General features: G+C 51.8%; 13 protein-coding genes, 2 pseudogenes and 1 riboswitch. Of the genes and pseudogenes, 7 read left to right on the forward strand and 8 right to left on the reverse strand.

Going from position 1 to position 13,719, the window contains the following annotated elements:
- Positions 1-19 precede the first annotated feature (19 nt).
- From FX984_RS15265 to FX984_RS15275, 3 genes are all read right to left on the reverse strand, one after another.
- Positions 20-328 carry an EamA family transporter gene (locus tag FX984_RS15265; RefSeq protein WP_146477816.1) on the reverse strand — a complete coding sequence of 103 codons (309 nt, stop codon included), beginning with the start codon at positions 326-328 and terminating at the stop codon, positions 20-22.
- Positions 329-382: 54 nt separating this feature from the next.
- Positions 383-766: a fluoride efflux transporter CrcB gene (gene crcB, locus FX984_RS15270; RefSeq protein WP_146477815.1), complete on the reverse strand. Its 384-nt coding sequence runs from the start codon at positions 764-766 to the stop codon at positions 383-385.
- Positions 767-904: 138 nt separating this feature from the next.
- A riboswitch (Fluoride riboswitch) is annotated at positions 905-966 on the reverse strand.
- A gap of 135 nt (positions 967-1,101) precedes the next feature.
- Entirely contained in the window at positions 1,102-1,437 is a 336-nt protein-coding gene (locus tag FX984_RS15275) for a hypothetical protein (RefSeq protein ID WP_146477813.1), read from the reverse strand.
- A 466-nt stretch (positions 1,438-1,903) separates the two neighbouring features.
- On the opposite strand from FX984_RS15275, the gene FX984_RS15285 reads away from it, so the two are divergent.
- The 3 genes from FX984_RS15285 to FX984_RS15295 all read left to right on the forward strand — a co-directional run bounded on the left by FX984_RS15285 (position 1,904) and on the right by FX984_RS15295 (position 4,314).
- Positions 1,904-2,344, forward strand: a complete 441-nt coding sequence (locus FX984_RS15285) for a 3'-5' exoribonuclease (RefSeq protein ID WP_146477809.1) — start codon at positions 1,904-1,906, stop codon at positions 2,342-2,344.
- Between the two features lie 390 nt (positions 2,345-2,734).
- Positions 2,735-3,772: a hypothetical protein gene (locus FX984_RS15290; protein ID WP_146477807.1), complete on the forward strand. Its 1,038-nt coding sequence runs from the start codon at positions 2,735-2,737 to the stop codon at positions 3,770-3,772.
- A 35-nt stretch (positions 3,773-3,807) separates the two neighbouring features.
- On the forward strand, positions 3,808-4,314 hold the full coding sequence (locus FX984_RS15295; protein WP_146477806.1) for a hypothetical protein: 507 nt from the start codon (positions 3,808-3,810) through the stop codon (positions 4,312-4,314).
- A 109-nt stretch (positions 4,315-4,423) separates the two neighbouring features.
- Here the strand turns inward: FX984_RS15295 and FX984_RS15300 are convergent, their stop codons facing one another.
- Complete coding sequence (locus FX984_RS15300; RefSeq protein WP_347338707.1) at positions 4,424-4,942, reverse strand: helix-turn-helix domain-containing protein; 519 nt, start codon at positions 4,940-4,942, stop codon at positions 4,424-4,426.
- A gap of 193 nt (positions 4,943-5,135) precedes the next feature.
- On the opposite strand from FX984_RS15300, the gene FX984_RS15305 reads away from it, so the two are divergent.
- From FX984_RS15305 to FX984_RS15315, 3 genes and pseudogenes are all read left to right on the forward strand, one after another.
- Positions 5,136-5,528: a DUF6957 family protein gene (locus FX984_RS15305; protein WP_223841629.1), complete on the forward strand. Its 393-nt coding sequence runs from the start codon at positions 5,136-5,138 to the stop codon at positions 5,526-5,528.
- 42 nt (positions 5,529-5,570) lie between these two features.
- Positions 5,571-6,017: a hypothetical protein gene (locus FX984_RS15310; RefSeq protein ID WP_146477802.1), complete on the forward strand. Its 447-nt coding sequence runs from the start codon at positions 5,571-5,573 to the stop codon at positions 6,015-6,017.
- Between the two features lie 90 nt (positions 6,018-6,107).
- Positions 6,108-6,492, forward strand: a pseudogene (locus tag FX984_RS15315) (hypothetical protein).
- A 1,254-nt stretch (positions 6,493-7,746) separates the two neighbouring features.
- Here the strand turns inward: FX984_RS15315 and FX984_RS15330 are convergent.
- Positions 7,747-8,730: a hypothetical protein gene (locus FX984_RS15330; RefSeq protein WP_146477798.1), complete on the reverse strand. Its 984-nt coding sequence runs from the start codon at positions 8,728-8,730 to the stop codon at positions 7,747-7,749.
- Positions 8,721-9,398, reverse strand: coding sequence for a YaaW family protein (locus tag FX984_RS15335; RefSeq protein WP_146477796.1), 678 nt, complete (start codon positions 9,396-9,398; stop codon positions 8,721-8,723). Before FX984_RS15335 ends, FX984_RS15330 begins: the two co-directional genes overlap by 10 nt.
- 196 nt (positions 9,399-9,594) lie before the next feature.
- On the opposite strand from FX984_RS15335, the pseudogene FX984_RS33205 reads away from it, so the two are divergent.
- A pseudogene (locus tag FX984_RS33205) lies at positions 9,595-9,720 on the forward strand (DUF4113 domain-containing protein); the annotation flags it as partial.
- A gap of 112 nt (positions 9,721-9,832) precedes the next feature.
- Here FX984_RS33205 and FX984_RS15345 read toward each other — a convergent pair.
- Both FX984_RS15345 and FX984_RS15350 read right to left on the reverse strand, forming a co-directional pair.
- Positions 9,833-10,561: a M48 family metallopeptidase gene (locus FX984_RS15345; protein ID WP_146477793.1), complete on the reverse strand. Its 729-nt coding sequence runs from the start codon at positions 10,559-10,561 to the stop codon at positions 9,833-9,835.
- Complete coding sequence (locus FX984_RS15350; protein ID WP_146477792.1) at positions 10,551-13,661, reverse strand: type I restriction endonuclease subunit R; 3,111 nt, start codon at positions 13,659-13,661, stop codon at positions 10,551-10,553. Before FX984_RS15350 ends, FX984_RS15345 begins: the two co-directional genes overlap by 11 nt.
- Positions 13,662-13,719: the final 58 nt, after the last annotated feature.

A 13,719-nucleotide genomic window follows, 5' to 3' on the forward strand; every position in this document is an offset into this window, starting at 1 on the left:
GCATTGGCTTGTATCCGTGTCAGGGCTTCTTGGCTATGACCAGCAGCCCCGCCACGATCAGGCCCGCGCCGGCAATCATGCGCAATGTGATGACCTCTCGAAGCACTAGGGCTGCGAGCAGCATGGCAACGACCACGCTACCTTTATCGATCAGTGCAACCGTGGCGACATCCCCTACTTTCAGTGCCTTGTAGTAGAAGATCCACGACAAGGCAGTGGTAACGCCAGACAGTCCCAGCCAATACAGATTTCGGCTTGTGATGTTGGCCACTTCCTGTGTCGGAACAGCCCAGGCCGCGAATACGAGTACAAAGGCACACACGAACAGGGTGCGAACGGTTGGGTAAAGAAAATCACCAGAAAACCTTTCATTTTCATCTCCTCAACGCGTGCCGATCATCTGATAGGACAGAAGCCCGGCAGCCGTCATCGCCAGCGAGCCCACGACGTGCAATGAAACCGAACCGAGTGCCCACAGCAGCCTGCCTTCCTGGATCAGGGCAACTGTTTCTGCCGAAAACGTGGAAAAGGTTGTAAGCCCGCCACAGAAACCCGTGATGATCAGCAGACGCCACTCAGGACTCAGGGTGGGAGATGCGGCCAAAAACGCGATGGCTAGGCCAATGATGTAGCCCCCAACCATGTTTGCAACCACTGTGCCTGGGGGAATCGTAGGGAACAGAGCGTTTAGCTTCATGCCCAAGAGCCAGCGCAACCAGGCACCAAGTGATGAGCCAATGGCGATAACTACAAGTGATTTCAGCATGGCGGGCTCACCTCGTCAGACCTAGGCCAAACAGGTAGCAGGTAAGCGCAACAAGGGAGTGGCGACTGGGGTAGTAGGATCATAATCCTGTCCTAGATTGGGGACAGGAAGCGGATACACCTACGCACCCTGTCCAGGGTTCACGTAGGCATCATCAGCACAGATGCGGTTTAAGGAGGAATGCCATCTCCTGTTCTGATCCTATAGCAACAGCGCCAATGGCATCAAGAGCAGCTGCATGCAAGCGATCTGAAGGCCCTTTAGGCTAGGCAAGATGTTTGATCAATGATCCATGTACGGGCCGACCCTTTGCACGACGAGGTCATTTGGCGCGTTTACATGGATTTAACCGATACCACATCCACATACTTGTACTTTTTCCTAGCAGCCTTCACAGCCTCTTGCTCAGCGAGCAACGAGCTCAACGTGTCGGCCTCGTGGATAAACTCATGCATCTTCCCTTCGAATTCGTTTCCGACGCGTAGCGTAACCTTGAGCCTTGGCGTAAAGGCTTTCGTCGCTTTCTTCTTGGCTATTGGAGCCTCTGCTGGCTTTGTTAAAACGACCTCTGGCACAGGCTCCTCCACTAGCGGAGTAGAAACTTGCTCCTCTGGCTGAGGCGTACCAAAAAGGGCACGACGCATTTCTTCTTCAGTTAAATCAGAGTTCATAGAACATCTCAAAGGGACGCATTTCGCTGGGCAAGTTTTAATAGGATTGTTGCTGACTGGTATTCGTGGAGCCTGTGCGGACGTCAAATCCCCAGTTCGATTTCAAGACAAGAGCCTCGTAAGGCTTGCGAAAGCTTCACCTTTGGCAGCAGTGTAATGAGCCCATCAACTAAGTTGCTAGCGTGACGAGCGTACAGCGTGACTGTGCCTGCATCAGGCGTTCGACTTGGCACGATGGCACCTACCCGCTGCTGGGCAATTTTCAGTATGCTCAAGACGTCCTGACTCACCTCATTGGTGGACAGGTGTTCAACCAATGGTCTGGGTGGAGGGGCGGCGCGGCTCCACATTTCTATGACCGCTTGGAGGAGTCCGTCTGAGCCAAAATGCTCGAGGGCCATTTCCCATAGCTGCCCCTCCTGCGCCATATTCAAGCGAGCCCTAGTCATTACGGAGTTCTAACAAGGTGAGGGTCTTTCTTGATTGCGAGTTTACCAAGCTCTCAGCGGCTGCGAAGCTGATATCACTCGCATTGGTGGCTGAGGATGGGCGCGAATTCTACGTGGAATTACTCGATGCTTGGAAAGAAGAAGACTGCAGTGATTTCGTAAAGGAAATCGTGCTTCCGCAGCTGTGGGGCGGTAGCTGTGTACGACCAACCATTGAGGCAAGGTCAGCGCTGCTCGAGTTCCTAGCGTCGTTTGACGAAGTTCTGGTGATTGTCACAGACGCTCCACAGTACGATTGGGAGCTTTTCACCGAACTTGCATATGACAATGGTAAGTGGCCAAGGAACGTTCGGAATTACCCCACCGACGCAACCACACTAGATGCCTCAAGTGACGGGGTTCCGCTTCCGCATCACGCTCTCCTTGATGCCCGTATCATCGCCAGCATGTTCACCTAAAGCAATCCGAAGAAAGGGCTACCCTGAGAAGGCGTATGGATCAGTATTCTATATTGGCCAATCAGGTGGAGCTAAGTATGAACTGGAACGCCCGCACGTAGGAGCCACTCGCGGAGTTGAGCTGTGGTGACAACCCTGAAGGCTCTTTCCACTACCCCAAGCCCGAATCTGGTCGCTTTTTTAGGGATGCCGATAGTGAAACTGTCCACGACGCCCCATGCGTCGATTCTGTGTCGCGGAAGTTCTGCAAAAAACCTCGTCTACCGAGCTCAAAGTCCGGCAGCCTCAGCTGCCGCAGAAAAAGCGCCTATCAGATTGTAGGCAATCGCACATACAATCATTTTAGGCAGCATAGAAGCCGCTTGAATGTGTTCGGCATGGAGAATCGTGATGTCTGCAAATAAGCGGCAGCAGTTTGAGCTTGGCAAAATCCTTCAGAACGCCATTTTCTCAATACAACTAGGGATTGAAGACTACGCGATCAGTACAGCACCAGGCGGAGACACGACCAGAGCCATTTCATCATCGCGCAACCTATTCGCCGGTGTGATTTTGCTGTTCAAATACAAGCTTGCGTCCCTCGCGAAAACTCCGGAGGAGGCCGAGCAGCTCCTTTATGAGCCTAAAGTCATACTCCCTTACTTGACTGAGGAAGGCGGGATCGAATGGCGTCCCATTTTCGAACAGAAAAATCCTCGCTCAATCGATACCGACGCGATCCACGCTCGACTAGATAGTTTAAATGTAGAGCATGATTGGGAGGTGGTTAAAACGCTGAGGGACTGCCGCAATAACCTCGAGCATCTCCATCCTACGCACCAAACAAGTGAAATACAAAAATTCCTAGCAGCTCTTTTCCCACTTCTTCAGAACTTCATAAGTAGCGAATTATTCGACAGCCCAGGCGCACTTTTAGGAAAAGCCTGGGAAACTATGCTCCAAACACACGACTTCTTCGAAAAAAACAGACTGAGGGCACGAGCTGAATGGAAAAAAATAGGTTTGCCTGCCAACGCCCTGAAACTTCTTAAAGGCTGCCAGTGCGGGAGTTGTGGGTCTCCTCTTCTGCAGCCTTTTGAAGAAGATGCTGCAGCGAGTCTTCCTGTTGATACGCCTGAATTCAGGTATGAGTGCTTAGTCTGTCATCACCGGGCCGGTATGCTCGCCGTGTTGGAAGCGGAATTCCTGCTCAAATATGAATCTGCCTTTGATACAGAGCAGGTTGTAGAGGAGTGTCCTGTATGTTTCGTTCACATGTTCCACACCCATCATGATATTTGCCATTGGTGTGAAACCAAAACTGAATATAAGCGGTGTGAGCACTGCCATACTATTCTTGAGTCTCATGAGGCCGAGCACGGAACATCGTGTGAGCGATGCGACCAATATCAATGGATGTTTGACCAGCATGATTCTACCGCCCGCTAATAATTAAGTTTCTTATTTTACCCATGGAGAAATCTATGTCTTTTGAGTTATCGAAGATTGACTGGAATGCCATAAGCGCTATATCTACATTTCTGGCAGTTCTAGTCGCCCTGTTCTATCAACCATTTTTAAACAGGCGCAAGGTTGTCCTCGACACCAAACTAAGAACAGAAAATGGAAATATACATTTAATCTATCTCTGCATAACTAACAAAGGCGAAAAGCCAATATGGATAGTTTCGGGCGGACTGCTTTTTGAAGACGGTGAAAAAAAGGTTGTTAAGTTTATGGATGGCGATACATTTCCAAAGAAACTGGAGCCATCTGAATTCATTATCTGTCCAACTCCTATCATGGAGTACAATTACAAAATAAAAGACTTATTTACAAAAGATTCGCTTGGAAAATTTTGGTACTTGAAGAGGAAGCAGAGAAAGGAACTAGATAAAAATATCCGAATCTGCAAAGATCATAACCCTCCTCTGGTTCGCAGCAAACCCGCCGAATACGTAGAAAGGCCGAAACCAAAAAGCAAATCTTGATTTTGACTTTCTCTTGCCCTGCTGATGAAGAAAAAGCACCATAAAATCTGCACCTAAGTGCCGCTAGCGGGACTATAGATCGAGTGACGCGGCACAAGCTTTGAAGAAGTCACTCCTGTGAAGGAGCCGTTGTTTTCAGATATCTACGTACAGTGGCTTCAGAGAGTTCTAACGCGTCCGCAATCTCGACAACAGGCACTCCTTCTTTCCTCAGTCGTTGAGCCTCTATAGTCTTATGTGCCGCCCCAGATCTGGAGGGTCTACCAGGAAACAACTTCCCAGTCCGTGCTAACGACTCAATCTCGATATCAATGCCGTCCTTTCTGATCCTGTTCAATTGCCTCGAAACACGTCTTAGACCCTCTCCAAACGGCTCGCTCGCCTGCAAGGAGGTCGCCATGAGAATCAACGCAGCGGCATCAAGCTCCAAGATGGATGCCAGTCTTACCAGCATATCAATGGTGATGCTTACTTCTCCCCGCTCAATCCGACTGAGATGGGATCGGTCAATGCTGTTCAAGTCCTCCTGAGACAGACCTTGTCCTCTGCGCACTGCTCGTACCACCACAGCTAGCGCTTCTGCTGCCTCCATCGATTTCCCTCCAGCAAATCGAGGATAAGGCCACATTGCGCTCCGTCATAACACGCCTTATCATCCTCATTATGACTGGTTTGAATTCTCGGCATGATTTCGATGCCGGCGCGTCCTCAGGCAGAGCTGCGCAAAGGGTGCACTGGATCGGGAAATTCAGGCCAAGACGAGCGACAAGTCCAGAGATTGAATTGTCAATTTCCTGGTTATTAATGAAAAAGGAAGCCGTATGGCTAGCATCGAAGAACCCGATTTCATGAAAGGGCCACGTACACCACTGGAAGGCCTGTCGAGCAGCTCTGATGCACGAGCGCTGGCGAACCAACGTTTTCCCAAAAAGCCTTACTGCTTGGTTCGAGACTGGACAATATTTCGCATTGAAGTCACCCGCGACGAACTCTTCAAATGCCATGCAGCGGGCCAGCTCCCGATGATCCTGTTTGCTCACAATGTGGCAGAGGACAGCCAAGGTCGTTTCGAACGCGGCGATTGGGTTCGTTCAAGCATGTGCACCGGTCTCCACGACGGTGTTGCGTTCGAGACCAGAAACTCTGTTTACGTATTGATTGGCCCTGGTCATGAACAGCTCGCGAGCCTGAAAGACGTATTCTCCCTCTTCTAACCTGCGCTCTATATCGGAGCCCCTTCAGGCCAAGGACATAAGATGTTTAGAACACACGACGCCGACATGCTGGGCCTACCGGGCATGTTCGGTGAGGGTCAGTACCAATGGCATCAGGTATCCAAAGTGCTTCGTAATCACTGGTATCACGTAACTGTCCAGGCCATGTACGAGGACAGAATTTCAGAGGCGATTCTGATGATCGACAGCGAACCACGGCTTCAGCAACTGCTGATTGCCCAGGACGCGGAAACGATCATCACAGAGGTGCAAGTAGTCACACCTGCCCACATGAATGGCACGGGAGTTTGGCGCATGGAGAAACTGACCAAAGTGACGCTTGGTGAAGACCAAAACGAGTGTGTTGTGTGTCTGCTGGAGGTGGAGACCGGCTCCAAATACCACAGCTCTCACCAACCTGGCTTCAACACTGATGTGCTGAGCAACCTTCGTCCGATCTATCACGCGAACATGATTCGTACAGCCTGAGATTTTCCAAGAATCCTGCACGATACCAGCACAGATGGTTCGGTGAAGATTTCCTGGTAACGCCATACGGGCTGCGAAAGGAGTGCAATTTTGCTGAATACTTTGGATGTAGATTTTCATGGAAAACGAACATACAGATTTCGATCTCGCACGAATCCTAAAAGCACAAGCGCAAGGCTTCGACAAACCTATAACAGCCTATCTCTGCGGAGTATCCATAAAGGCTCGTGCTGGATTAGGCGTCGTATTTGGTCACAACCGTAAAGACCAATATGGACGGTTCGGCGACGGACATCTGATGCGGACTTCTGACATCATTGAGGCGGAGCGCGAGGGCCGTTTTTGGGTACTGACCACAGTGAACTCGCGGTACGTAATCGCGACCTTCCAGCGCGACAATGGACGTGCGAGCCTGCGTGAATTTCTGCGCCTTTCACAGGGACAGCACCATTTCACGCCACGGATTCTACAGTAACCGTCTGTTCGTTTTTGCAGTGAGCGAAGTCTCCTGAAAACCTCGAGGTATCGTTATGATCGTGAAAGCGGGGGAAGTCGCCTGAATAGAATCAGGTGTTTTTGAGCAGTACGACCGCGCAGGGCCGTTTGTCGCGACGCACGACTTCGACTTGGATTTATTCGTTGAAAGGATCATGCCGCCGACGGCGCAACGATGGGAGGTATCTGATTTGATGAGGGACATCCCAAGACAGCTTCTGGAGCAAGGCTTCATTACCAAAATGCCTTGTAGGAAGATTTACCTGGGGGGCTTGGAATGAGTTCGAAATTAGAGAAGAGCAAGACGATATCTGATGTTGATCGCCATTACCTAGGCGTTCAAGAGTTGTACCAACGTTTGAATTTTCTCAGAATCATCAGGACAGGGTTAAACAGGCAACCAATTTTTCGGCAGCAGCTCGTTAATGTCACTGGTGCGCTGTCTAGGCAGGCTCGTGAAAACCTCCTTCAGGTATCCTGCCTCCAGAAAGACGCTGATCGTTAAGCAAGTGGTGTTGGGCGGACGCTTACGGAGTTTCGCCCCATTCGGGGCGGCAAAGACCTAGTGCAACTTCTGTCGAATGCGAAAATCTCAGCTTTCCAGTTCTTACCGCAGCCGAGCTGAGAAGACGCAATTGAAGTGTTCAGAGGCTGAACTTATGACCGCAATCTTTGTTAAGGCATTTGTAATTGTCGAGGACATTTTCATCGATTGCCTCACCAGCCTTGGCACCTACTGCGGCTCCTGCAGCTCCGCCAAACAGGGCACCTAATATGCCTCCAGCAATAGCCCCAATGGCAGCTCCAGCCGAAATTCCCACTGGGCCGGCAAACGCGCCTACGACAGCGCCCGCTTCCCCGCCAGCCGCTGCTCCAGCTGCACCGCCTGCGTAGCCTGCAACCCCACCAGCGACAGCACCGGTAGCGCCACCTACGCGTTTCCCGTAATTAAGTTTGTCGACATTCGTCTCGTGACACTTCGGACACGTCATCATTCTGATATTCCTAGTGAGCTGTAAAAGGTGGACATCTGACCACTGCGGGCAGATAGCGCAGGCGTCAGATCGAGAAGCCAGAGATGTTATCGGCAGCCGGAATCGAGGCTTGAGGGCTGTACACCCACAGTTTCCGGGGCGCTACGCGGTGTACTACTGCAGGCGGCAGCGAGCATGAGTTTGATGCAGCCGGCGCCTATGAAGCAGGCATTATCCGTATGCCTACCTATGCTCGCTGATCACGCATTAGCTCTTATGGGAAAAATCAAAATTTGGCCTGAGTCGTTGGCTGCAAACTGGGCGAGTGTCCCAGGTTGACTGCGCTCCAAAGCTATTAAGTTGGACTCATAGGACAGCGCCGGGAGGATAGCTTTGCCCTGCTCCAAGAAATCCAAGATCTTCGGAAAATGGTCAGCCGGCATTTGTATCGCCATTTGCTTGTCTTTTAACAGGGATTCAACACGAGCCGCGTTGAGGGCGGGCAATTCAGTTAACAGGTCTTGTAAGGATTCCTCGGCGTATTTTGGTGCACCGACCCGCATCTGCACATGAGAGCGAAGCAGTCCAATATGGACAAGGCGCTCCTGAAAAAGGACGATAGTAGGAAGATGCTCAATGCTGCTGCCCGCTATGCTCGCATGCTTCTGAAGGATCAGCCTGCTGAGTTCGTACTCCTTCGTGATAGCTGGCAGAAGCGATTTCAGTTGATGGGTGTCTCCTTCCTCGCTGAATTGCTTGGCAGACAAAACGAGCGACCGAAACTGGGCTTCATCCAAAAATAGGGCACGATCTCGCGCCTCGCTAACGATTTCCAGAATCTGATTGATGTTGATGGACTGAGCTTGAACCTGTGCGCTCAGCTTGTTGAGTTTGCTGCACACTATCGCAAAGCCTGCGACAGAAACCGCCAGGTTTAGACCAGACAGCGCAAGGTTAGCTACCTGCAATCCTTGCAGCACATTCATGCTTTGCTGTAGGCCGCCCATCGCCGTCTGTGCAGACCCGAAGCCTTGATTGAGCAATCCTTGAAGGTATTCGATGCTTTGTTGAGCCGCTTGCTGATCACCTGGAAATTTCAGATGACCGACAATTCGGCCACCGTCAGGACTCCCAGCAACATGACGAATAACTCCGCCCCATATTTGATATATGCCGCTGCGAATGCCTTCTAGTATTTCCGGTGAGTCGGTCAAAACACGCCATACATCCGTGTTCATAGGCATGCTTCTAGGCTCCTTCGATAGTAATTATATTCAGCGTCGACTTGACGCTGGCGCATGTTTGCGATCAGAAGCACGGCGGGGACAGTTATGCGAAGCTGGCTGGTAAGTCCTGCAATTTCATTATTCAAATAGCCGGGCAGAAGCACAATCTTAAGGATTGGTACGAAAACATTATCGAAGGAGTGCTCGCCCAGAAAACGCTCCAATGGGCTTCGATCCGAGTAAACGATCCCCCGCACGATGAGATCTAGCAAGTTCGCTCTATCTTCGTTCGCGAAGTTTTTGCTTGAGCTTTTGGCAAATTTTTTAAAAGCGTGCTCGATTATTTTCTCTTCAATGTCGTAGATATCTTCATGTTTGAGAATCTTTGCGCCGAGATGTATCCCCACATCCTTCGCCACTTCTCGGTATTCAGCGCCAGTACGCCGAAACGCGTTAGCGAGCGCGTTACCACCATAGCAGCAGATTTCTTGCGCTAGCAAAGCGCCTATAGATTGGAGCTTTCCGAGTTTTTTGTTTTTTAGAATCGTGTCTTTGGATATGGTGCTCAGCGCGAGACGACCGTCCCCCCTGTCCGTGATGATGTCTGCAAGAATGTCCAGTTCTGACGATGCCGCCCGTGCGACCACGTCCGCTAACGTCCTAGTGCGCATTACAACCGATTCCATCACATCTCCCTGGTAGCTACCGTCCGGTTTGAGCCTTGCTAGGCGGCACAAGCTTATGACGAAATCCTCTCACAGCCGAACAACCTAAGCCACTGGCCGAATGCCACTGGTCAAGGTGATGTCGGTTGAGATGAGTGAAACCGCCGATGCGCAAGCGCTGCGCGGGTACCAGTAAAAAAGGCTAGGCGCTTGTACTTGGGGTGAAGGCACAATGCACCTAGCGAGCGTGCCGACCAATCCCGATTGGGGAATGAGAAGGGAGATGATGAGCCAGAGCTGTACGATACGAGTCGACCAGCTTTGGATGGTGTACTGCAGATAGCTGTTACTGAACAGGCTGCCTATTTCTCTTGGACATTCGGGCACGTGTTCTATCTCACCGAGGCCTTACTAAGCCGCAGTGTTAGGTTCAGGGGGCGGAAATGTAGCTGATTTTAATAATCCCAGCGTTCTTCAGCCAACAACGACCTATTCAACTCATCTCGATGCGCCTGCCATTGCGGCAAATACTGATCCATCAAGCTGCGAAAACGGTCATTATGGTGACGTTCAATTAGGTGCAGCAGTTCGTGGACGAGAATGTATTCCAAGCACTGGATCGGCTTTTTGGCCAGCTCCAGGTTGAGCCAGACACGGCGGGCACCGATGTTGCAGGTTCCCCACTTGGTTTTCATCTTCTTGATGCCCCAAGCGTTCGCCTCAACCCCCAAAATCGGCTGCCATTTATCAAGCAACGTGGGGATTAGCTTTTTCAACTCGGCACGGTAGAAGGCTTGCAGGAGTTCTTCGCGCCGCTCCGTGTTGGTCTCCGGGCGTACGAACAGATCCAGCGCGGCCTTGCCCCGCAAAACGACACGCATAGGCATGCTGCCTTCGACTACACGCAGACGATAACGCTGGCCCATAAAGTAATGGCTTTCGCCGCTAACCATACGTCTCTGAGATTGTCGTGGCTGGGCTTCAAACTTCGCGCGCTGGCGTTTGATCCAGCCGAGTTTGCCCACTACAGCCAAGCGCACAGCGTCGTCGCTGACGGCCAATGGGGCCGCCACGCGCACTCGGCCCAAGGGAGGATAAACGCCCAGATGCAGGTTTTTGATGTTCTTACGCACCACCTCGACGCTCAGTCCGCTGACGGTGATGCTGTGGCTGTCAGTAGTCACGTTGGCTCGTTACCAAGTCTAGAAGTTTATCCAAGGCCTGATTAGTTGCGCTTACCTGGCACTCGCCGGCAAGCTCTCCAGCTTCGTGGCTGGCAGCATCGAGCACCTCTTTAATAGCCAGGCGCACCTTGCGTATCTTGAAGGCATTGTTGCGCCAATCATCCTGACGGTTGGCCAGCACCGCGTTATCGACTGCCAACGCTAGACCGGCGTTTTTATCCAAATTGTCGTACAGCGCCTGACGCGCTCCGGTGTTCATGGTTGATGGATAGCTATTGGTACTGCTTGGGTTCTTCGCCTGTTTTGTCAGCTCAACAACCTCCTGTAGATACTGCTGGTAGCTGATGGCGTCTTCTTTGCGCTTGGCGATCAAGGCATCCAGCAACGACGACATCGTCTCGTAATACTTCGGGTTGATTGGCGACTCATCGATAATCAGTTTACGCACGTTGTTCTCGATGGTCTCTGCGACAGCCTCCTCGCTACCGCGAATTCCCTGAGGCAGCGCATCTACCGCATCAACTCCGCGCTCGACGATGAGCTGGATCAACGATAAATCGTTGAATGCGGAGATGATCTCGCTTTCTTCAGCACGGATATAGGTGTCGATCAAAAAGCGCATGTCAGGCTCATAAGCCTTGAGGTCGATGTAGTCACCGCTAGCAACCTTAACCTCGTCACGCACCTTGTTGTAATGATCAACTTCGTTTTTGATCTCGGCGATTTGCTTGGCGCTATAACCCGCCTCTTCCAGCTCGTTGGCGACAGCGGCGAAGCAGCGAATCAAGGCAGCGGTCATCTTGTACAGGTTTAGCCGGCGCGGCTCGTTTGCCTTGAGTTGTTCGGGGTTGCCCGATTCAGTCCCGCAAAAGTAGCGCAGATAAGCCGGTGTATCTCTTGGCCGATCAACCAGTTCGCACAGCGCCTTGATTGTCTCGCGCGCATTCTCTAGATCGTCACGGGCATTACTGAGACGGTCTTCCAGCAGGCCTGCAACATCTGCCTTGTCGAACCCATCCAGTGCTCCGCTTGTGTAGTCGCCGATGGAGTTTTCCAGCTGTTTGAAAAGATCTTTATAGTCGACGATGTAGCCGTATTGCTTGTCTTCACCATCGAGGCGATTGACCCGGCAAATGGCCTGAAACAGGCCGTGGTCGCGCATTTGCTTGTCGATGTATAGGTAGGTGGCTGAAGGGGCATCAAAGCCGGTCAGGAGCTTATCGACCACGATCAGCAGACGCATCTGCCCGGGCTCCTTGATGAACTTCTGCTTAACCTCTTTTTCGAACACTTCCGGATCTTTACCATCCAGCATCTGGTTGTAGATGTTGTATTTACGCAGTTTCTCGGTCAGCCCTTCGCCAGTAGCCTCGCCCTTAATGTCGGCTGGCGATGGCTTGTAGCTGGTGACTATGGCGCAGGTATCGGCCATGCCCGCCTTAGCAAATAGCTCGTAGCACTTGCAGGCCTCGAAGATGCTGCTAGTGACCAGCATCGCATTGCCTCGCCCATTCGCTAAGCGGTCGCGGGTGGCTAGGTCGAGCATGATGTCGGCGACGATTTTCTCCAGCCGTGACTGGCTCGATAGCACTTTCTGCAAGGTTCCCCAACGTTGCTTCAGTTGCGCTTTAGCAAGGTCATTCAGACCCTTAGTTTTGGCCTCAAACCACTGATCGATCTTTTTCTGCGAGGTGATGTTTTGGTCGATGTCGCGGGCTTCGTAGCGCAAGTCGAGCACCACGCCATCCTTAACGGCCTCATCAAACTTGTAGGTGTGGATGTAGCCGCCGAAGACCTCGATGCTCTTTTGCTTGTCCGCCTTGAGCAGCGGCGTGCCGGTGAAACCGACAAACAGCGCATTAGGCAGAATAGCCTTCATCGCCTTGTGCAGTTCACCAGACTGGGTGCGGTGGCACTCATCGACGAACACATAAATATCGCCCCTGGCGCGAAAATCAGCCGGCAAGCTCTTACGCAGCTCCTCAAGGAAACCTTTGATATCCGGGTTATCCGAATCGTCCTCTTCGCGGCTGCCGAACTTATGCACCAACGAACACAACAGCCAGGGTGCCGGCTGGTTCAGCTTAGCGATCAGGTCAGCGCCGCTCTGGCTGCGGTATATTTGCTCATTGACCCCGGTAAAGACTTTCTCGATTTGCTCGTCCAGTTCGGTACGGTCGGTGATAATCAGTACCCGAGAGTCCTGGATGTTTTCCCTTATCCACTTGGCCAGCCAGACCATGGTCAGTGACTTACCACTGCCTTGCGTGTGCCAAATGATCCCACCCTCGCGGCGGCGCAAGTAATCCTGGGCAGCACGCACACCGAAATATTGATTCTGGCGGCAAAGTTTTTTCACGCCACTGTCGTACACCACATAGTCGTGTATCAATTCCAATAAACGGCTTTTGCTGCACATCTGCTGCAGCTGCCGATCTAGGAGGTTCTCAACCGGACTGTCTTCCTTCCAAGTCAGGAAATACTTCTCTCCTGTCTGGATGGTTCCGTAGCGCATTCCTTGAGTGTCATTACCCGCCATCACCAACTGCATGGTGGAAAAGAACGGTTGGATGAATTCAGGCTTCTGGTTATCAAGGTTCTGGCGAATACCCTGATTGACTGCCGTGCGTGAACGTTTCAACTCCAGCACGGCTAAGGCGATACCGTTGATGTACAGCACGATATCCGGGCGCTTGGAGCTGGCCTTGGCATCTGCACCCTTAACCGTTACTTCCTCGGCCAGTGCGAAATGGTTGTTCTCGGCGTTTTTCCAGTCGATTAACCAAACCGTTTGGGTGTTTTCGCCCACCTCAGGTTTGACTCGCACGCCGTAACGGAGCAGTTCATACACCGCTTTATTACGGTCATACAGACTCTTGCCGGCATCGGCAGCTACCTTAGTCAGCTCGAACAAGGCCCGGGTAATCAGCGTGGTGTCTACACCCTGCTTGGTTAGCCAGATGCGGAGCAGCTCTTGCTCGATGTTGGCGTTGCTGGCGCGATCCGCCCAGTCACCTAAATACTCATAGCCAAGGGTGTGCTGGAACAATGCAACCACGCGTTCTTGGGTCTTACGCTCGATCTGGCCGACTGTATTCATATAATTCTCAATTAGATCCATCTAACGCCAAATGTCCGCCGACAATGTCCTTGGGTTA

This window comes from Pseudomonas marginalis (assembly GCF_008692035.1).
In the GTDB taxonomy this organism is placed as follows: Bacteria; Pseudomonadota; Gammaproteobacteria; order Pseudomonadales; family Pseudomonadaceae; genus Aquipseudomonas; species Aquipseudomonas marginalis.